Annotated in this window: 15 protein-coding genes; 5 read left to right on the plus strand and 10 right to left on the minus strand. The window is 60.3% G+C overall.

Annotated features, from left to right (window positions below; all coding sequences use genetic code 11):
• Positions 1 to 10: 10 nt before the first annotated feature.
• Both ACMYUN_RS23420 and ACMYUN_RS23425 read left to right on the plus strand, forming a co-directional pair.
• The gene (locus ACMYUN_RS23420; RefSeq protein ID WP_039759884.1) at positions 11 to 496 is read left to right on the plus strand and encodes a glutathione peroxidase; all 486 of its coding nucleotides are present in this window, start codon (positions 11 to 13) and stop codon (positions 494 to 496) included.
• The gene (locus tag ACMYUN_RS23425; protein WP_415761888.1) at positions 493 to 951 is read left to right on the plus strand and encodes a MarR family winged helix-turn-helix transcriptional regulator; all 459 of its coding nucleotides are present in this window, start codon (positions 493 to 495) and stop codon (positions 949 to 951) included. Before ACMYUN_RS23420 ends, ACMYUN_RS23425 begins: the two co-directional genes overlap by 4 nt.
• Here ACMYUN_RS23425 and ACMYUN_RS23430 read toward each other — a convergent pair.
• Positions 935 to 3,256 carry a response regulator gene (locus tag ACMYUN_RS23430; protein ID WP_415761889.1) on the minus strand — a complete coding sequence of 774 codons (2,322 nt, stop codon included), beginning with the start codon at positions 3,254 to 3,256 and terminating at the stop codon, positions 935 to 937. The two genes, ACMYUN_RS23425 and ACMYUN_RS23430, sit on opposite strands and share 17 nt — an antisense overlap.
• Before the next feature lie 165 nt (positions 3,257 to 3,421).
• On the opposite strand from ACMYUN_RS23430, the gene ACMYUN_RS23435 reads away from it, so the two are divergent.
• Positions 3,422 to 4,312 carry an ATP-binding protein gene (locus tag ACMYUN_RS23435; protein WP_039759880.1) on the plus strand — a complete coding sequence of 297 codons (891 nt, stop codon included), beginning with the start codon at positions 3,422 to 3,424 and terminating at the stop codon, positions 4,310 to 4,312.
• Positions 4,309 to 4,791, plus strand: coding sequence for a GAF domain-containing protein (locus tag ACMYUN_RS23440; RefSeq protein ID WP_129997303.1), 483 nt, complete (start codon positions 4,309 to 4,311; stop codon positions 4,789 to 4,791). The genes ACMYUN_RS23435 and ACMYUN_RS23440 overlap by 4 nt, the downstream gene beginning before the upstream one ends.
• On the opposite strand, the gene ACMYUN_RS23445 is transcribed toward ACMYUN_RS23440, so the two are convergent.
• The 8 genes from ACMYUN_RS23445 to ACMYUN_RS23480 all read right to left on the minus strand — a co-directional run bounded on the left by ACMYUN_RS23445 (position 4,792) and on the right by ACMYUN_RS23480 (position 16,176).
• Positions 4,792 to 7,737, minus strand: a complete 2,946-nt coding sequence (locus ACMYUN_RS23445; protein ID WP_415761890.1) for an HD domain-containing phosphohydrolase — start codon at positions 7,735 to 7,737, stop codon at positions 4,792 to 4,794. It lies immediately after the preceding gene.
• Between the two features lie 49 nt (positions 7,738 to 7,786).
• Positions 7,787 to 11,428, minus strand: a complete 3,642-nt coding sequence (locus tag ACMYUN_RS23450) for a transporter substrate-binding domain-containing protein (RefSeq protein ID WP_415761891.1) — start codon at positions 11,426 to 11,428, stop codon at positions 7,787 to 7,789.
• 8 nt (positions 11,429 to 11,436) lie between these two features.
• Complete coding sequence (locus ACMYUN_RS23455) at positions 11,437 to 12,063, minus strand: response regulator transcription factor (protein WP_039759876.1); 627 nt, start codon at positions 12,061 to 12,063, stop codon at positions 11,437 to 11,439.
• 392 nt (positions 12,064 to 12,455) lie between these two features.
• Positions 12,456 to 13,784 (minus strand): deoxyguanosinetriphosphate triphosphohydrolase, encoded by a 1,329-nt coding sequence (locus ACMYUN_RS23460; RefSeq protein WP_039759875.1) that lies wholly within the window; start codon positions 13,782 to 13,784, stop codon positions 12,456 to 12,458.
• A 69-nt stretch (positions 13,785 to 13,853) separates the two neighbouring features.
• Positions 13,854 to 15,017: an EAL domain-containing protein gene (locus ACMYUN_RS23465; protein ID WP_415761892.1), complete on the minus strand. Its 1,164-nt coding sequence runs from the start codon at positions 15,015 to 15,017 to the stop codon at positions 13,854 to 13,856.
• 120 nt (positions 15,018 to 15,137) lie between these two features.
• A complete protein-coding gene (locus ACMYUN_RS23470; RefSeq protein WP_039759873.1) occupies positions 15,138 to 15,476 on the minus strand; it encodes a hypothetical protein in 339 nt (112 codons plus the stop codon).
• Positions 15,473 to 15,859, minus strand: a complete 387-nt coding sequence (locus tag ACMYUN_RS23475) for a phage holin family protein (RefSeq protein ID WP_039759872.1) — start codon at positions 15,857 to 15,859, stop codon at positions 15,473 to 15,475. Before ACMYUN_RS23475 ends, ACMYUN_RS23470 begins: the two co-directional genes overlap by 4 nt.
• Positions 15,860 to 15,861: 2 nt before the next feature.
• Positions 15,862 to 16,176: a DUF883 family protein gene (locus ACMYUN_RS23480; protein WP_016770842.1), complete on the minus strand. Its 315-nt coding sequence runs from the start codon at positions 16,174 to 16,176 to the stop codon at positions 15,862 to 15,864.
• Between the two features lie 301 nt (positions 16,177 to 16,477).
• On the opposite strand from ACMYUN_RS23480, the gene ACMYUN_RS23485 reads away from it, so the two are divergent.
• Positions 16,478 to 17,686: an ammonium transporter gene (locus ACMYUN_RS23485; protein ID WP_415761893.1), complete on the plus strand. Its 1,209-nt coding sequence runs from the start codon at positions 16,478 to 16,480 to the stop codon at positions 17,684 to 17,686.
• On the opposite strand, the gene ACMYUN_RS23490 is transcribed toward ACMYUN_RS23485, so the two are convergent.
• Positions 17,683 to 19,395, minus strand: a complete 1,713-nt coding sequence (locus ACMYUN_RS23490; protein ID WP_415761894.1) for a cation:proton antiporter — start codon at positions 19,393 to 19,395, stop codon at positions 17,683 to 17,685. The two genes, ACMYUN_RS23485 and ACMYUN_RS23490, sit on opposite strands and share 4 nt — an antisense overlap.
• Positions 19,396 to 19,483 lie beyond the last annotated feature (88 nt).

The raw sequence follows: 19,483 nt of genomic DNA on the forward strand, positions 1-19,483 counted from the left end.
GAGCCGACCCATGAGCGACAACCTGCTGAATATCCCTTGCATCACCATCAAGGGTGAACAAAAAACCTTGGCTGACTACGCCGGCAAAGCCGTGTTGGTGGTCAACACGGCGAGCAAGTGTGGCTTCACTCCGCAATACAAGGGCCTCGAAGAGCTCTGGCAGACCTACAAGGACCAAGGGCTGGTGGTGCTGGGCTTTCCTTGCAACCAGTTCGGCAAGCAGGAACCGGGCAACGAGGGCGCCATCAGCGAGTTCTGCGAATTGAATTTCGGCGTCAGCTTCCCGCTGTTCAAAAAGATAGACGTCAACGGCGCCGATGCTCATCCGCTGTTCGTGCAGTTGAAGAAACGCGCTCCCGGCGTGCTCGGTTCGCAAGGCATCAAGTGGAACTTCACCAAGTTCCTGATCGGCAAGGACGGCCAGATGGTCAAGCGTTTCGCGCCGACGACCAAGCCGCAGGACTTGAGCGGCGAGATCGAAGCTCTGCTCAAATGAACCAGCCGGGTGACTCGCTGAAGCTCGACAGCCAGTTGTGCTTCAAGCTGTACGCGGCCTCACGGGCGGTGATTCGCGCCTACAAGCCGATGCTCGATCAGTTGGGCCTGACTTATCCGCAGTACCTGGCGATGCTGGTGTTGTGGGAATGGCAGGACGCGGCACCGGAGCAACCGACGGTGAAAGCTCTGGGCGAGCGTCTGGCGCTGGACTCGGGCACGTTGACGCCGTTGCTCAAGCGTCTGGAGCAGATTGATCTGGTCCAGCGCCGACGTTCGGCACGTGATGAACGCGAGGTTCATTTGAGCCTGACGTCTGCCGGACGGGCGTTGCGTGAGCAGGTCGGGCCGCTGAAAGCGCGGCTGCTGTGCGACAGCGGCGTTGATCTCGACCGGCTCAACGACTTGCGCGCCGGCCTTGATCACTTGCTCGGGCAGATCAAAGCGCTGTCGTAGTCGGCATCCATTGATCGAGCAACGCCGCGAGTTCTTCGCGGCGAAACGGTTTCGCCAGATAGTCGCTCATGCCGGCCGCGCGGCAACGTTCGCGTTCCTCGGACATCGCATTGGCAGTCAGCGCGACAATCGGCAGATTCGGCCAGCGCCCGCTCTGGCGAATCTGCCGACTGGCTTCATAGCCATCCATCACCGGCATGTTGCAATCCATCAGCACCAGATCGAAATCGGTGAATTCCAGCTGATCCAGCGCCTCGGCACCATGGCCGGCCACCACCACGTCGCAGCCAAGCTTGCCGAGCATGCCTTTGGCGACCAACTGGTTGACGGGGTTGTCCTCGACCAGCAGCACCTTGCCGCGACGCGCGGACGGCGAGGCGTCCGCTTGCGATTCACTGAGGGTGCCGACATCCGGTTGCAGAATCCGCCGCAGATGCTGGTGCAGCGCATTACGCGCCAGCGGCCGGGCTTGCTGTTGCAGCGGGGCGAGGGCGGCGGCTTCTTCGCTGGGCAGAAAACTGCCGTAAGCCGTCACCAGCAAGATCGGCGCAGTGATGCTCGGGCGCAAACCGAACAGGCATTCCGGGCAATCGGTGATCACCACGTCGGGATTGAGGCCCAGCCGCGAATCGTCGATGGTGCGTTGCATGTACTCCAGCCCCCAAACCGGCAACAAGCTTTTCAGCAACTCCGCCAGACCGCTGCTGGCAGCGGTGATCGCCAGAACCTTGCCGCGTAACGGCTCCGGTACCAGCGCGCGGGTGTGAGAGGGCAGTGGCAGCTCGGCACAGAACTGGCTGCCGAAGCCGCTTTCGGAACTGATGGTCAGACGACCCTGCATCGCTTCGCAGAGGTTGTACGTCAGCGCCAGACCCAACCCGGTGCCGCCGTATTGCCGGGTGATACCAGCACCGGCCTGAGTAAACGGCTGGAAGATTTTCACCTGGGCTTCCTGGGCGATGCCGATGCCGGTGTCGCAGACTTCGATGCGCACGCCATCCTTGTGAGCTGACAAACGCACATCGACCCGACCGAAGCGGGTGAATTTCAGCGCATTCGACAACAGGTTGCTGACAATCTGCCGAACTCGCGTCGGGTCGCCCAGCACCAGCGCCGGAAAGTTCGGCTCGATCAGGCAGGTCAATTCGACGCTCGGTGCGGCATTCTGCGAAAGCAGGTTGGCGGTATCTTCGATCAACGAACCGAGATCGAACGGGATGTTTTCCAGCTCCAGTTGCCCGGCGTCGAATTTCGACAGATCGAGAATATCGTTGAGCAGCTCCACCAGCACCTTGCCCGAATCGTGGGCAATCGACAGTTGTTGCTGCTGCTCGGCGTTCAGCGGGCCGTCCAGCGACAGCGCGATCATCCCCAGCAACCCGTTGAGTGGCGTGCGGATTTCATGGCTCATGTTGGCCAGAAACGCCGAACGTGCTTCGGCCATGTCCAACGCAGTGCGGCGCGCCGCTTCGAGTTCTTCGTTGGATTGGCTGAGGCGGGTATTGATGGCCTTGAGCTCGGCGGTGCGCGCCGAGACGATGTCTTCCAGTTGCGCGAGGTATTCGGTCAGGCGGTTTTCCGCTGTGCGCCGTTGCTGGATTTCGGTGGCGATGTTCTCGAATTGCTGGTTGGCAACTTTGACCAGTACGCCGATTTCATCGTTGCCGTGGCCGGCGGGGCACTCGAGCGTGGTCGGCTCGGCGCTGCGTGGATCACGGCCGCTGAGTTCACGGATGACCCGCACCAGCGGCTTGGTCAGCATCACGTAGAACAGCGCCAGGAGGATCCCGGTCAGCAGCAGGCTGCGGGCGAAACCGTTGAGCAGAGTAACTTCTGCACGCTTTAGAAAACGGCTGCCGAAAGCGTAAGTGTCGACTTCCAGTTTGAGGACGCCGAGGGATTCGTTGGGCAAGTGGTCAAGGTACAGGCGGTCTTCGAAATGACGCTTGGCGCCGAACAGGAAGTCGCTGATCAGCCGGTAGTTGCTCTGCAGCTCCGGGCGTTTGACGTTGGCCAGCACGGTATCGTTGTTGTCGATCAGTTGCGCGGCGATGATCGCGGGCGAGCGCAGCAGGCCCAGGGTGAGTTCCTGCGCCAGTTCGGCGTCGATGTTATAGGCGATGCGCGAGGCCGGATTGTGGCTGATTTCCAGCAGCGCGAGGATTTCACGGTTGATGGACGCGTCTTCGCTGGCATAATCGATGCCGATCTGCAGCAGACTGAGCAGGGTGCCCAGAATGAACCCGACCAGCACGGTAAGCCTGGCTTGCTTGTAAGACAGCCGGTGGGTGAATTTGATATCCATGGGGTGTTGAACCACTTCCGTTTCCCTTCGCTGCTCAAGCATAGTCGATCATGTATGGATACCGAGGTTCCCGAATCGCCTTGTAACAAGGCTTGCTCGGGCAATTCTATCTGTGCAGGGTCGCTGGATCGTCATCATCACTGTGAAAGTGCCCGAGGAGAAGACGTGGATTCACGATTGAATGCTTTTCTTGAACGCGCCGAGTCGGTTCTGGCGCGAATCGAACCGCTGTTGCCGGCACCGCGTCCTGTGATTGACTGGAACACTTGCCTGGCGGCGCGCTGGCAGCGTGACGGGCGCAGCGGTTATCTGCTGCCGCTGGAAGTCAGCCTCGACATGCGCCTGTCGGACCTGATCGGCGTCGACCGTCAGCTGGAGCAGTTGGGGCGCAACACACAACAATTTCTTGATGGCATGCCGGCCAACCACGCCTTGCTCTGGGGCTCGCGCGGTACCGGCAAGTCCTCGCTGGTGCGTGCGTTGCTTGCCGAACACGCTGGCGCGGGCCTGCGTCTGATCGAAATCGAGCGCGATCATCTGGCGGACTTGCCACGAGTGGTCGAGCAAGTCGCCAAATTGCCGCAACGTTTCGTGCTGTTCTGCGATGACTTGTCGTTCGAATCCGGCGAAGGTGACTACCGCGTGCTGAAAAGCGTGCTCGATGGTTCGCTCGAGCAGGCCCCCGACAACGTCTTGCTGTACGCCACTTCCAACCGCCGCCACCTGGTGCCGGAAAAGGAAAGCGACAACGAAAACTGGAAGCGCGTCGATGGCGAATTGCACCCGAGCGAAGCGGTGGAAGACAAGATTGCCTTGTCTGACCGTTTCGGCCTGTGGCTGTCGTTCTACCCGTTTACCCAAGAACATTTCCTCAATGTCGTCGAGCACTGGATCGGCCAGTTGGCTGCCAAGGCCGGCCTGAGCTGGGAGCGCGACGAAGCACTGGACATTCTCGCCGTGCGCTGGGCCACCGGCCGCGGTAATCGCAACGGACGTTGCGCGTATCAATTCGCCCGCTACTGGGTGGGACTGAAATTGCTGGAGCACAAGGCATGATTGATTTGCAACACAGCGGCCGGGGCCTTGAAGGCTACGGTATGTTGGCCGCGCAACTGGAATCGCTGCTGGCGGACGAGCGCGATTTCATCGCCAATGCCGCGCAGTTTTCCGCGTTCCTGTTCAACCAGCTCGATGATCTGAACTGGGCCGGTTTCTACCTCAATCGCAACGAAGAACTGGTGCTCGGCCCGTTTCAGGGCCAGATCGCTTGCGTGCGCATCCCGTTCGGCCGTGGCGTATGTGGCGCCGCTGCTGCCAGTCTGCAGACCCAGCGCGTCGAGGATGTGCATGCATTCCCCGGCCACATCGCCTGCGACAGCGCGTCCAACAGCGAACTGGTTGTGCCGTTGGTCAAGGACGGTCGCCTGATCGGCGTGCTCGACCTCGACAGCCCGAAGCTGGCGCGTTTCGGCGCCGAAGATCAGGCCGGCATCGAGCAGCTGGCGGCGATTTTCCTGCGCCTGACCGACTGCTGATCAACCGCTGAGGCCAGCCTTGTGCAGCAGGCTGGCCGTGTCCACGCTGTCGATTTGCGCTGGATCGAGAAACCGCGTCGCGTACTGCATGTACACCCCCTCGTTGATGAACAGGCCAAACAGTGGCGCATCGATGTGCGCTTCACGGCACATGGTCGCCATGATCCCCAGCGCCTCGCTCAGCGTCTTGGCTTTCTTGTAAGGCCGATCGGCCGCTGTCAGCGCTTCGAAAATATCGGCAATCGCCATCATTCTGGCCGGCAGGCTCATGTCCTCGCGTTTCAACCGTTTCGGGTAGCCGGTGCCATCCATTTTTTCGTGATGGCCGCCGGCGATTTCGGCAATGCTGTCCAGGTGGCCGGGGAAGGGCAGGTGGCTGAGCATCATGATCGTCTGCACCATGTGGTGATTGATGATGTAGCGCTCTTCGCGGGTCAGCGTGCCACGGTTGATCTTCAGGTTGTACAGCTCACCGCGGTTGTATTTGTAGGTGGGCACATCGAGCTTGAAGCCCCAGGGGTTGTCTTCCGGGATCAGTTCGTTCTGGTTGCGTTCGATCAGGTGCTCGGGTTTGTCGGCGAGCAGCCTTTCGCTGACGGGCAACGCCGGCGCCGGCGTTTTTGCCTGACGGCCGTTTTCCTCCCAGGACACACCGAGGCGATCATCGAGTGTGCGCATCCAGGTGCGCTTGGCAATCTGCTCAAGGCGTTGCAGATCGGCCTCGGCCATGGCCTCGCCACCGAGATTGCAGCGGGCGACAAAGGCAAAATCCTCATCCAGCGTCAGCAACTCATGGTCGCGCGAGCGGGCCAGCGCAGCTTCGTCTGCGCCTGCCGCCAGCGTCTGCCAGTAGTTGATCCACACGTCACGCTTGAGCACTTCGAAGCGGGTGCGGATCTCGTGGATGCGGTCGTGGATGGTCTCGAGTTTGGTGGCTTTGTCGACCACGTACTCCGGCGTCGTGACCTTGCCGCAATCGTGCAGCCACGCGGCGATGTGCAGCGCCTCCCATTCATCTTCGCTCGGTTGATAGGCGCTGAAGGCCGGTTCCTGGCTGGCGGCGGCAGCCTGGGCGAGCATCAGCGTCAGCTCCGGCACGCGCTGGCAATGGCCGCCGGTGTACGGACTCTTGGCGTCGATTGCGCTGGCGAGCAGTTGGATGAACGCGTCCAGCAACTGTTTTTGCCGCGCCTGCAGGCGCTGGCTTTCAATGCTGACCGCCGCCGCGCCCGAGACGGCTTGCAAAAACGCGATGCGGTCGGGCCGCAGCTTTTCCAGATCGCTCGGCGCGCCGCTGTCATTGACCAGCAAAATCAGCAGGCCGATGGTTTCGTCATGCTGGTTGTGCAGGCGGATACCGATCAGATGAATGCGCGGCGATTCCATGGCCAGCAGGATTTTCTGCAAGTCGCCCGCCTGATCGAAGCCCAGGTGGCTGACCACATTGTTCGCGCTGACCAGTTGTTCGAACCAGGCCGGCCCGGTGTTCTTGTGCAGGTCACGCCCCTGAATGTCGAACGCCTCCAGTGCCTGGGGCACGCCGTTGATGTTCAGACCATAAGGTTCCATGCGCGCACCGTCGGCTTCGCGCAGGTAGATCAGACCGGCCTGCGCCTGGGCGATCTGTACGGTTTCGAACAGCACGCGCTCGAGCAGCGGGGCAAAACGTGTTTCGGCGCACAGGCTGTCGGTGATCCGGAAGAAGCTCCCCAGGGTTTCCTTCATCCGCGCCATTGACAGGCTCAATTGATCGACTTCCAGTACGAGGGAGCGTCTCGCCAGCGGAAAATTGAAGTCGAAGCTGCGGATCGCATCGGCTTCCTTGACCAAGGCGTGCAGCGGCTTGACCAGAATCCGCGAAATCACCCAGCCCAATGGCAGGCACAGCAAGAGGATGGTCAGGGTAATCAGCGCGGCTTGCCAGCGCATGCGGAATGCATCCACCAGTAATTCGTCTTCCGGCACCAGCAGCGCCAATTGCAGACCTTTCGGTCCGCCTTCCTGAATGCTCGTGCGCGCAACAATCCACTGTCGACCGTTGACCTGCAGGCGCTTGCCGTTGTTTTCAGTGCTCAGCAGCGCGCTCAACTCCGGGCTGAGATCGGCCGCTCTGGCGAGCCGCGCGGTGCGGTCATCGACGATCAGGCGACTGCTGTCGGGATAAGCCACGGCATTGCCATCGGCATCGTACAAGGCGATTTCGGTCGACGCGGTGACCCGATGTTTGTTCAGCGTCGTCGACAACGCGGCCAGCGTCAGGTCGGCACCGATCACGGCATGCTCGCCGGCGCGTCGGGCCAGGGTGGTGCCGACGTTATGGGTGGAAAAAAATACGTAAGGCTCGGTGGTGATCTGCCCGGCCTGCTGCAGGGCCTCGCTGAACCAGTTTCGGCTGCGCGGATCGTACACGTCTTCGGGATGCTCGCGCCGAATGATCAGAGACAGAGCCTGATCAAAGAACAGTGATTGCGAGCGTACGGCGCCTTGCGGGTCGTGTTCGATGCTCCAGACCTGGTATGCCGCTGCGTCCGGCGCCTGCAACTGTGCTTTGATCGCCGCGGAGCGCAGTGCCCGCACCATGAAGAAGTCGCCACTGGCATAACCCAGATACAGCGACGCCAGTGCCGGGTTGTCGCTGAGTGACTGGCTGAAGGGCTTGAGCAAAGACAGGCGCTGCTCGAAATTGCCAGTGTCGGCGGCCGGGGTCTCTGCCAGCAGGCTCAGCAGGTTGCGGATCGGCTGATAAGTCGCCTGCAAGTCGTTGCGTACGTCCTGTTCGATGCGATCGAACAGTTTCTCGCTGCTTGACAGGATGATTTGCGTGGTCTGGTGGTAATTGAACAGGCCCAGCACCACGCCCGTGAGCAACAAGAGAAAGGTGAACATGACGCTGATGTGCACGTGCAGCGGCAACCGGCGTTGCTCGGGGCGCAGTGGGCTGTGCATTGCAGGCTCTCCATGAATGTTTAACTCACTGCTCAGCGCCAAAGCATAGTTAAGACTCGCTCAATGTGCCTTGATCGGCCAGGGTCAATTGATTCTGCAGGGCCTGTTCCAGTTCGAGCATTGCCTGACTGGTGGCCGCCCAGTGGCGGGCAATCTCCTGCGATGCGAGGGCTTGCTGGCAAGCCTCCTCGAGGGCATCGCAACATTCGATCAACCGCGAGGCCTGGGCGATGCGTGCCGCGCCCTTGATCTTGTGCGCAACCACGGCCAATGCTTCGCGATCATCTTCGGGTGACAGAGTGAGCAGTTCCTCGCGGTCGAGACGGCTGCTTTTAAGCAGTTCCGCGAGCATGCGACGTGTCTGCGCCGGGTTGCCGCCCGTCAGCACGCTCAGACTTTGCAGGTCGAATACCGGCGCGGGGAAGGTCGGTGTGATTTCATCGATCCACTGCCCGAGCAGGGTCAGGCTCAAGGGCTTGAACAGGCAATCGTTCATGCCGGCAAGCTTGCAGCGCTGGATTTCTTCAGGCTGTGCATTGGCGGTGAAGCCCAGCACGGTGCACGGCGGCCGGCGGTTGTGCAGTTCCAGTTGGCGAATCGCGCGAGTCATCTCATAGCCGTTCATCAAAGGCATGTTGCAGTCGACAATCACCAGATCGAAATGCCCTGACTTCCAGAGTTCGAGACCGCGGCAGCCGTCCTCGGCGAGGCTGAAGCGATGACCGAGGAATTCCAGTTGCTGGCACATCAGCAGGCGATTGGCGGGATGGTCGTCGACGACCAGTACGTGTAATGGGGTTGTTGCGGTCTTGATCAACGGTTCGCCTTTCTGCGGATTGATTTTCGCCGGCTGGCTGTCCAGTGGCAGCGACACGCAGACTTGAGTGCCGATGCCGGGCTGGCTGCTCAACTGCAGTTGCCCGCCCATCATTTCGCACAGGTTCCGACTGATGACCAGTCCAAGCCCCGCGCCGTTTTTGGCTTGCCGGCTGCCGTTTTCCGCCTGTGCGAAAGGTTCGAACAGACGCTGTTGGTCCTCGGCACTGATACCGGTTCCGCTGTCCTGCACGGTCAATTGCATCAAGGTGCGTCCGGGGGCGTCCGATGTGAGCATTTCCAGGGTAATCCGCACGTGCCCGTGTTCGGTGAATTTGATGGCATTGCTGACCAGGTTGGACAGCACTTGTTTGAAGCGCAGTGGGTCCAGGTGCACATCTACGGCCGGATCCCGGGGGTTGAAGACAGTTTGCAAGGCGAGATTCTTCTGTCGGGCAAGACCGTCGAAGATGCGCGCAACGGAATTGACCGTGTCGACCAGATTGATCCATTCTGGACACAGGCCAAGGCGCCCGGATTCGATGCGCGCTATGTCGAGAATGTCGCCGATCAAGCCCAACAGGTCCTTGGCCGAATGGTAGGCCGTGTCGATCGACGCGCGATCAGGATGGTGCGGATCAATGCGTCTGAGGGTCAGTTCGAGCATCCCGATCACGGCATTCATCGGCGTGCGTATTTCATGGCTCATGGTCGCCAGAAATGTACTCTTGGCCCGATTCGCCTCGTCCGCCCGCTCCTTGGCCGCGCGCAGCTCATCGAACAATTGGCGGCGTTCGCTGATGTCGATCCAGCCGCCGATGATGCCCTGGACCGCGCCGCTGGAGTCGCGATAGGGAAGTATCCAGTGATAGATGGTCAGGCGTCGGTTGCCGATATGCAGCGGCCGGTCAAGTATCAACGGAGTGCCTTCGGCGATGACTCTCTGGTAATCGGCATGGAATGCCTGGGCTTCGAACGCATTGCTCAGCGTGCCCTGCATGACACCTTTGCCAATGATGTCCTCGCGCCGGGCATTGAACGCTTCGAGATAACTGTCGTTGCAACTTTGCAGAAGACCCTGTCGGTCACGGACATAGATCGGATGCGGTGTGCCATTGACCAGCGAGCGCATGAATTCCAGTTGGTCGCTCAATGCACGTTCGGCGGCCTGGCGCTGTTTGATCTGATGACGCATGTAGGCATTCCAGGTCAACAGCAACAGCAGTACCAGGGCAGCGGCGGCGACCACTTGATAGAACAGGCGCTGGTAGTTTTGCCAGATGTTCTGCGAGGCAGTGGAATACCCGCGCCAGCGACCGTTGATAACGCCGAGTTCTTCGGGGGCGATGCTCAATAGTGCCTTGTTGATGATCGAGGCCAGTTCAGTGTTGTCCCGGGCGGTCGCCAGCGAAAAAGCGGCCTGGCCGGTGCCGATCGTGGTGGTGATCTGCAATGGCCGGTCAAAGATGCGCGAAGAGATGAAGTAGTTGGCAATCACCAACGAATTCACTGCACCCTCGACATGGTTTTCGGCAAGCATCGACACGGCACTGAACGTGTCAGGTGTTTCGATCAGCTCAATGCCGGGATGTTCCTGGCGCAGGTTGTCGATCAGCGGGTTGCCCTGAGCGATGGCCAACCGCTTGCCTTTCAGCTGCGCCAGGTTGGTCGGACCATCGGCGCTTTTGCGGGTGAGCAGTACATAGGAGTTTTCCAGATACGGGCGACTGAACTGCAGTTTTTTTTCACGTTCGGCGCTGGGCAGCAGGGCGGCAATCAGATCGGCTTTGTGGTTGTCGATTTGCTTGATCATTTCTGCGTCATTGCGACTGCGTTGAATATTGAAACGCAACCCGGTACGCAAGCGAATCAGCTCGAGCAGATCGGCGCTGATGCCGCGAAAGTTGCCTGCACTGTCGAAGAACGTCAGCGGTGCGTAAGCTTCATTGACGACAACGTTGACCACCGGATGTTGTTTGAGCCAGCTTTCCTCGCGCTCCGTCAGCTGGAGTTTCCTGTCCGTCAGCAGCAGGTCGCTGCCGGCGCTCCAGCGTTTGGCAATGTCGTCACGCTGAGTGCCCGGGACTGCCTCGAGCACCGTGTCGATCACGCTCAACAGGTGCGGATTGCTGCGCCGTACCGCGAAGCTGAAGCCCTGGGCTTCCTGCTTGCCGAAATTGGCCATGCGCACGTTGTTGAGATAGCCCTTGTTGATCATGTAATGGGTGGAGAGGGTGTCGCCGAGAAACACGTCGGCCTGATCAAAGGCAACCGCGTTGATTGCGTTCTGGTAGGACGGGTAACAGGTGATCAGCGCCTTGGGATACATCGCTCTGATCTCGGGCAGCGGCAGATAGTGATAGACCATGCTCAAGCGCAGGCCGGCCAGGCCTTCAGTCAGTGAGCGGGTTTCGTCCTCGCGCGTCACCAGCACCGGCTGATCGACTGCATAGGGAATGGAGAGGGCCAGGTTGGCATTACCTGCTTCGTATCCATTTGCTGTGCCGAGCACGTCGACCTGGCCATTGATCAATGCGCTGATTGCGGCGTCGCGTGAGGCAAAGCGTTGCACCCGAATCGGCAAGCCAGTGGCCTTGCCGATAATCCCTGCGTAGTCGGCGGTCAGTCCCTCGTACTCCTTGCCGCTGACGGTCATGTCGAACGGCGGATAGTCAGGTGCAGACGTTCCCAGGATCAATTCTTTGCGCGTCTGCAGCCACTGCCGTTGGACCGGCTGCAAGGCAACCGGAACGGCTGCGGTCGCCCGGCTGAGCAAGGCGTATTCCACTGATTCGCCCGGCATGGCAGACGCATTGGCGCTCAGGCACAGACCTGCGCTCAAGGCGATTAGATAGTCCTTCAGACGGCTGGGCATGCGGGGTCTCACACGAGTGCGTTGCGTTTGGCCATTTCGATAAGTTCTACAAGGGACCTGGCCTTGAGTTTTTGCATCAGGCGCTTTTTGTAGGTGCTCACGGTCTTGTTGCTCAGAAACATGCCCTTGGCGATTTCCTTGTTGGTACGTCCCTGGGCAAATAACTGCAACACCATTAATTCGCGGTCGTTGACGGCTTTGAATAACTCCAGCTCGGCGTACCTGATATCGTCGCTGCGAACCGGATTGAGCGCCTGGCTGGGGAAATAGTTGTAACCGGACAGTACCGCTTTAATTGCGCTGACCAGTTCGCTCAAGTCTTCCTGTTTACAGACATAGCCCGATGCTCCCGATTGCATGCAACGGATGCCGAACAGCGTAGGACACTGTGCCGTCAGAATAAGGATCTTGAAATTCGATCCCATACTATTGAAACGCGCCAGTACTTCCAGGCCGTCCAGCTTGGGGATGCTGATATCGAGAATGACCAGGTCGGGCATGCATTCACGGACCATTTGCATGGCATCAACTCCGTTATCGGTCTCACCGACGACCTTGTAGCCTTCATGTTCCAGCAACATTCGCACGGCGAGACGGATGACCGGGTGATCGTCCACAATAAAAACGGAGTTCATAAATAGAGTCCCATGCAAGCATGAATAAAGCGCGCACCTTAGCTCAGTTGAATGAACACTCGCATGGACTGCCGGGGGCTCGACTACGCTATCGGATTAATCCTACGCATAATGAAGAATCGGACTACGTTGAAATTAGGTTTGACGTAAGGAAGTGCGCGGTCGTTGCTGGCTTTTAGCGAAATCTGGTTCCTTGGTTAATATCGATCTCCATTATTTGCATGTGTTTAAAGTTGTGTTTAACCCACGCTGTTTGTTTTATCTGATGACTTGACGATAGCCCGACTGCATTCAGCGAGAGAAACCACAATGTTTGAGGTTTGGTGCAGTCGGGCCGGAGAACGTCACTGTATTTGGCCGGCCCGATCAGCAGCAGGCCAGATACAGCGCGATCAGTGACTTGAACGTCCGGTCATTTCCAGCGCCATGTCGCTGGCGTAACTGTCGGTCATGCCGGCGATGAAATCGATCATGCGCAGAAACGAGCTGTGCAGCGAGCCCTGCGGATCGGGCGCGTTGTTGCCGAGCAGATCGAGGATGCGCCGACTCTTGAACGACGGCGTGCGGCCGTTGTGTTGTTCCAGTGCGGCGCCGCAGAACGAATTGAGCAGAATCTCCAGCGTGGTATAGGCGCCGATCTCATGCAGCGTCTTGCGTTTGTCCTGGAAGATCTTCTTGCGCGCGATGTCCTTGGCATTCAACACGCAGCGCTTGGCCGGCCCGTGCATGTGTTCGACCAGATCGCCGTGCAGCGTACCCGCGAGCAGGGCGTCCTGCTGTTCGACAAATGCCCGCGCTGCCGCGTTGGTCAGGTGCTCGATGGCCTTGCCGCGCAGGATCGCCAGTTTGCGTCGGCGGGAATCCTGCGGGCCGAGCTGGCGATAGGTTTCCGGCAAGTCGTCACCGACCAGGCCCAGCAGCAGCGATTCGACTTCGGCGTAGTCGAGCAGCTCCATCTCGAGACCGTCTTCCAGATCGATCAACGCGTAGCAGATGTCATCGGCGGCCTCCATCAGATACACCAGTGGATGGCGTGCCCAGCGCTGGTCTTCGAGCTGCGGCAGGCCGAGCTTGTGGGCGATCTGTTCGAGCAACGGCAGTTCGCTCTGGTAGCAACCGAATTTGTGTTTCTTGTAGCCGAGAGAGTCGGCGTGGCGCGCGGTCCACGGGTACTTCAGATAGGTGCCCAGGGTCGCGTAGGTCAGACGCGTGCCGCCATCGAACTGGTGATATTCCAGCTGCGTCAGCACGCGAAAGCCCTGAGCGTTGCCTTCGAAATTGAGGAAGTCACCGCGCTCGGCGTCGCTCATGCCATCGAGCCAGCCGCGCCCGGCGGCTTGTTGGAACCAGTGGCGGATGGCGTCTTCGCCGGAATGGCCGAATGGCGGGTTGCCGATGTCATGCGCCAGGCAGGCCGATTGCACGACCATGCCGAGGTCGGCCGGGTCGCACCAGTCTGGCAGCGCGCTGCGCAAGGTTTCACCGACACGCATGCCCAGCGAACGGCCGACGCAGCTGACTTCCAGCGAGTGGGTCAGGCGGGTGTGAATGTGATCGTTGCTGGTGACCGGGTGCACTTGAGTCTTGCGCCCGAGACGGCGGAAGGCACCGGAGAAAATGATGCGGTCATGGTCTTTGTGAAAAGGGCTGCGGCCGAGTTCTTGCGGGCTGTGCAGCGGCTTGCCGAGGCGTTCGCGGTTGAGCAGGGTAGGCCAATCCAAGGCTGAATCTCTCCGTCTGGTGACTGATCGCCCTAGCTTCCCGGTTCGGCCCGGCGCCTGCAAGCAGAACTACAGGCCTGCCGCATCGATATCGATCAACAACAGTCGCTCACCGTTATCGAAGAACTGTCCGGCAGTCAGGCAATATTGGTTACTGGTAGCATCGCGATAGGTGTTGGACAGGGTCAGGCGGCGCTCTTCCCAGCCTTCGGCGAGCAGGTGATAGAAGTACGGTCGCCACGACCAGTTGTGCCCCAGGTAGCGATCATCAGCGAACCAGCCGCCCTGACGCCATTCCAGGTTGGGTGTCAGCTGGGTGCCGTGGCGATCGCATTGGTAAAAGCGCAGTAGCCAAGGGAAGGCCTGAAGTTGTGGCAGTGCGCTGAGCGGTGCGCGGGCTTGCGCCCATTGCTGCAGAATCGCCATCAACTCGCCGAGTTGCTGACGCATCTGCATCAGCCGCCCGCGCTCGCTGAGTTTCTGCATCACGTAGCGCTGTCGCAAACGAGCGAAATGCGCGACGAAAGCATCCGTGGCGAAGAACGCTTCCTGCGCCCCGGCGAAGAGAAATCCCTGTACGTAGCGTGAGCCGCATTCCAGCGCGAAATTCAGCTGCGCCTCGGTTTCGACGCCTTCTGCGATGATCCAGCAGCCGGTTTTTTCGGCCATCTGCGCAAGCGCTTTGACCACGTCACTGCTCGGGCCGCCGAGGGCCGCTGCCTGAAACAGACGCATGTCGAGCTTGAGAATGTCCGGTTGCAGGGCCAGCACCCGATCCAGTTGCGAATAGCCGGCGCCGAAATCGTCGATGGCGATTCTTGCGCCAGCCTCGCGGTAGCGCGCCACCACCTGGGCCAGGCGTTCGCTGTTACCGCCCAACTCGGTGATCTCGAAAACGATGCGCCGCGGGTCAACGTCATGCCGCGCCAGTTGCTTGAGACTGGGCAGCGCTTGGTCGGCGCGCAGGCGGCTGATCCAGCGTGGCGACATGTTCAGGCTGAGAAACCAGTCCGCCGGGGCTTCATGCAGACAACTGAGCGCGTGGTCACGGATCTGCCGATCGAGACGGCGCAGGGCGGTCGCCGGGGTCCGCGGATCGGCGAACAATGGCCCGACCGAGGTCAGTTGACCATCGCTCTGGCGCAAGCGACCCAGTGCTTCAACGCCGGCAATGCGCCCGGTGGCGGTGTCGATAAAAGGCTGAAAGCAGGCGAGCGGTTGCCCCTCGATCACGGCAGGTCCTTAATCTTATTGTTCGTTGGCCGCGTTTGCCGGATAGGCACGCGGAATTGAACCCTCCGATAAGAGGGTTCATCCCGGCGCTATTGCAAGATTGTAGCCAGAGAAGTCGGCTCAGCGTTTGCCCGAGCTGTGCATGACCAGTCTGATCAGCGGCCCAAGCGTCGTGCCCAGACGCAGCAGTCGCGTCAAGCCGCCACCACTGCCGCGTTTCGAGCCTTTGCCGGTGAGGAAACCCAGCAGCGTCACCGCCGCCACGCCCCACAACGGCGCATGCTTGATGCCGAAACCGTCCTGCACGTTCTGCTTCATGCCGCGCATGCGCTGCAAGGGTTGCAGGACTTGCGCGGTTTCGTGGCGGATTTCCTGACGATGCATTTCCATGCGCAGGCGGATCAGTGCCTTGCGCATTTCCCGACGCGAGCTGTTGTGTGGAAGTTCAGGCAGGCTCATGGCAACAGGCGCTCCCGGTCGTTGGCCAGCTCTTCGAGCGTGCCGTGGAAAGGCGAGGACTCATCGAAAATTGCGGCCTTGAGGCGCAGACCGCAGAAGATCGAGGCCAGCGTATAGAAAACGCACAGGCCGATGATCGCTGGCAAACGGTAGGTGTCCCAGAAAATGATCATCACCAGCGTCGACAGACCTACCAGCAACAGCAGGGCAAACACCAGCGCCAGACCGGCGAACAGCAGCAGGCTGACGGTGCGTGATTTCTGCTCCTGCAATTCGATGCCAAACAACTCGACATGGCTGTGCAGCAGGCCCAGAACGGCGGCGCCGAGACGACGCGTGGAAGAGGCGGTGCCCGCAGTCGGGCCGGATTCACCGATCGACATGATCAGCGCCGAGTGGCCAGCAGGCCGATCAGAAAGCCGACGCCGGCAGCGATGCCCACCGACTGCCATGGGTTGGCCGACACATAATCTTCAGTGGCGGTGACCGCCGCCTGACCGCGTTCGCGCAGCGTGTCTTCAGTCACTTTCAGGGTTTCCCGGGCGCGCAGCAGGCTGTCATGAATCTGGGCGCGCAGCTCATCGGCCTGATCGCCAGCGAGGGTCTTGGTGTGCTCGAGCAAGCGTTCGGTGTCGGCGACCAGAGTCTGGAAGTCGTTCATCAGGATTTCTTGAGCAGTCTTTGCCTTGATGCTGGCCATTGGTGGATCTCCGTAGGTGGCTTTGAAGCGTTCGAGTATGAGCCTTGCGCGAAGGTTCAGTACAAATGCCTGGTACAACTTTTGCTGTGTCGTGGTGCGTAGCTCGGTGTGTGTGCGCTGTTGCCGGGCGTCCGAGCAGAAAAACTCTAATTCATTTGCTAGCCGTTTGTGATCGGGCATCGATATATGCGCCAAATCAGTTCATCAACCCTGCGGTTGTATGACTGATGAGTCGTAATTTGGTGCATGAAATGCCCGCATGAACCGCTTTGGTGCCTTTTAGCCTTGGGTCTGCCTCCTCATGGAAAATCTGCAAAGCGCTGTGGACTCGCTGGTTCACAGCTCCAATACATTGTTCATCCTGATCGGTGCGGTGATGGTACTGGCGATGCACGCCGGATTCGCCTTTCTGGAGGTCGGCACGGTCCGGCAGAAGAACCAGGTCAATGCACTGGCGAAAATCCTCAGCGACTTTGCCGTCTCGACCCTGGCCTATTTCTTTATAGGCTATTGGATCTCCTATGGCGTCACCTTCATGCAACCGGCAGCGGTGCTCACGGCTGACCATGGCTATGGACTGGTGAAGTTTTTCTTTCTGCTGACCTTCGCTGCCGCGATCCCGGCGATCATTTCCGGCGGCATTGCCGAACGCGCGCGTTTCGTCCCGCAGTTGTGCGCGACGGCGCTGATCGTGGCGTTTATCTATCCGTTTTTCGAAGGGCTGATCTGGAACGGCAACTTCGGCTTGCAAGGCTGGCTGACGGCGCAGTTTGGCGCGGCATTCCATGATTTCGCCGGCTCGGTGGTGGTGCATGCCGTGGGCGGTTGGCTGGCGTTGGCCGCTGTTCTGCTGCTCGGCCCGCGCAATGGCCGCTATCGCGATGGACGCCTGGTCGCGTTTGCGCCGTCGAGCATTCCGTTTCTGGCACTGGGTTCGTGGATCCTGATTGTCGGCTGGTTCGGCTTCAACGTGATGAGCGCGCAGACACTGCAAGGTGTCAGTGGCCTGGTCGCGGTGAACTCGTTGATGGCCATGGTCGGTGGTACCGTCGCGGCGTTGATCGTCGGGCGCAATGACCCGGGCTTTCTGCACAACGGCCCGTTGGCCGGTCTGGTGGCGATCTGCGCGGGATCCGATCTGATGCATCCAGTCGGTGCGCTGGTGACAGGCGCGGTCGCCGGAGCCTTGTTTGTCTGGTGCTTTACCGCTGCTCAAGTCAAATGGCGCATCGACGATGTGCTGGGCGTCTGGCCATTGCATGGCTTGTGTGGCGTGTGGGGCGGGATTGCCTGCGGCATCTTCGGCCAGACCGCGCTGGGTGGCCTGGGCGGCGTCAGCCTGATCAGCCAGATGATCGGCACTGCGCTCGGCGTCGCGGTGGCGCTGGTTGGCGGCTTCGTTGTTTACGGCGCGATCAAGGCATTGCATGGGCTGCGCCTGAGTCAGGAACAAGAGTATTACGGCGCCGACCTGTCGCTGCACAAGATCGGCGCGGTGAGTCAGGACTAGATTTCCTCATCATTGGCTCCGGGGTAGAAGCCGTGGAGGAGGCGATAGCGGTTGATGCGCACCTGATCGACTTTCTCCTGCACCTGATGCGCGGGCAGACCAAGCATGATCAGCGCGTGTGAAGCGAGCATCAGGCTCGACTCCAGAAGCTCCGGCACCACCTCGGTGGCGCCGGCGGCTCGTAACTCGGCCGATTGGCTGTCGTCACGGGTGCGCACCAGAATCGGTACCTGTTGGTTGAGGCGGCGGGCTTCACGCAGAATGCGCAAGGCCACGTCGCTTTGGTCCACGGCAATCACCAATAGCCTGGCGCGCAACAGGCCGACGGCAGTCAGCAGATCGCCACGCGCCGAGTCGCCGTAATGCACGTCGCTTTGCGCGGATGCGGCTTCCTGCACCCGCACCGGATCGTTGTCCAGCGCAACATAGGCTTGCCCGGCGTTGCCCATGAAGCGGCCGATGGACTGGCCGACGCGACCGTAGCCGCAGATCACCACATGCTGATCGAGGTCGGCGTTGAGCGCGCTGATCTGTTCGATCTGCGCCTCCTGATTAGGCTTGCGGTGCAGCACGGCGGCAATGCGCGGCGCCGCACGCAAAAGCAGTGGAGTGAGCAGCATCGAGCAGAACGTCGCCGCGAGCAGCAGGGCGCCCGGTTCGGCCGGCAACAGGCTGTTCTGCTGCATCTGCGCCATCAGCGCAAAGCAGAATTCGCCGCCCTGCGCCAAGGCCAGACCACTGCGCCATGCGGTTTCGCTGTCACTGCCGCGCCACTTCACCAGCAGCGCGACCACGATGCCCTTGATCAGCATCAGGCCCAGCGTCAGGCCGATGATCAACAGGCTGTGACTGACGAACAATTGCAGGTCGATCAGCATGCCGATGCTGACGAAGAACACGCCGAGCAGAATGTCGCGAAAGGGCCGGATGTCAGCTTCGATCTGGTGCCGGTAATGGCTTTCCCCGAGCAACATGCCGGCAAGGAAAGCGCCGAGGGCAGGCGACAGGCCCAACAAGTGCGTGAGCCAGGCAGTCAGCAGCACGATCACCAGCGCCAGCAGCACGAAGAGCTCGGGCGAGCGCGAGGCCGCCACCTCATGAAACAGCCGTGGCAATAACCAGCGACTGGCGAGCAGCAGGCCGAAGAACAGCACCACGGTTTTGCCCAGCGTCAGCGGCAAGGCCCAATACCAGGACTGCTCGCTGGTGCCGGCGAACACCGGAACCAGTGTCAGCAGCAATACCGCGACCACATCCTGAAACAGCAGTACTCCGACGGCGTTCTGGCCGTGGCTGCTGAACACTTCGCCAAGACTGCCCAGCTCCTTGGTCACGATCGCCGTGGATGAAAGCGATAAACCGGCACCGAGCAACAGCGCCGGCGTCAGCGGCATTCCCAACCCCACCAACAGTGTGCCGAGCAGCGCTGTGCTGATCAGCACTTGCTGACTGCCGAGGCGAAACACCACCTGACGCAGCGCAATCATCTTCGACAGGGAGAACTCCAGGCCCAGGGAAAACAGCAGAAACACCACGCCCAGTTCGGCGACATCTGGCAGATGTTCGCTCTCATTGACCCAGTCGAATGCGTTCGGCCCGACCAGTAATCCCACGCACAGGTAACCGAGCACCGGCGGCAGTCGCAGGTGCCGGAACAGGGCAATCACCACCAGGGATGAGGCGAGGATGATCAACAGATTTGCAAACACGGGACACTCCGCTGTCAGGGCGTTGGCCTCTGAAGCGTAGAGGCAAAAAGTCCGCGAGGATGACGCATTTGCAATCTGCGCTGAATGA

The sequence above is a fragment of the Pseudomonas sp. CP4 genome (assembly GCF_047758505.1).
GTDB lineage: Bacteria > Pseudomonadota > Gammaproteobacteria > Pseudomonadales > Pseudomonadaceae > Aquipseudomonas > Aquipseudomonas fluorescens_AO.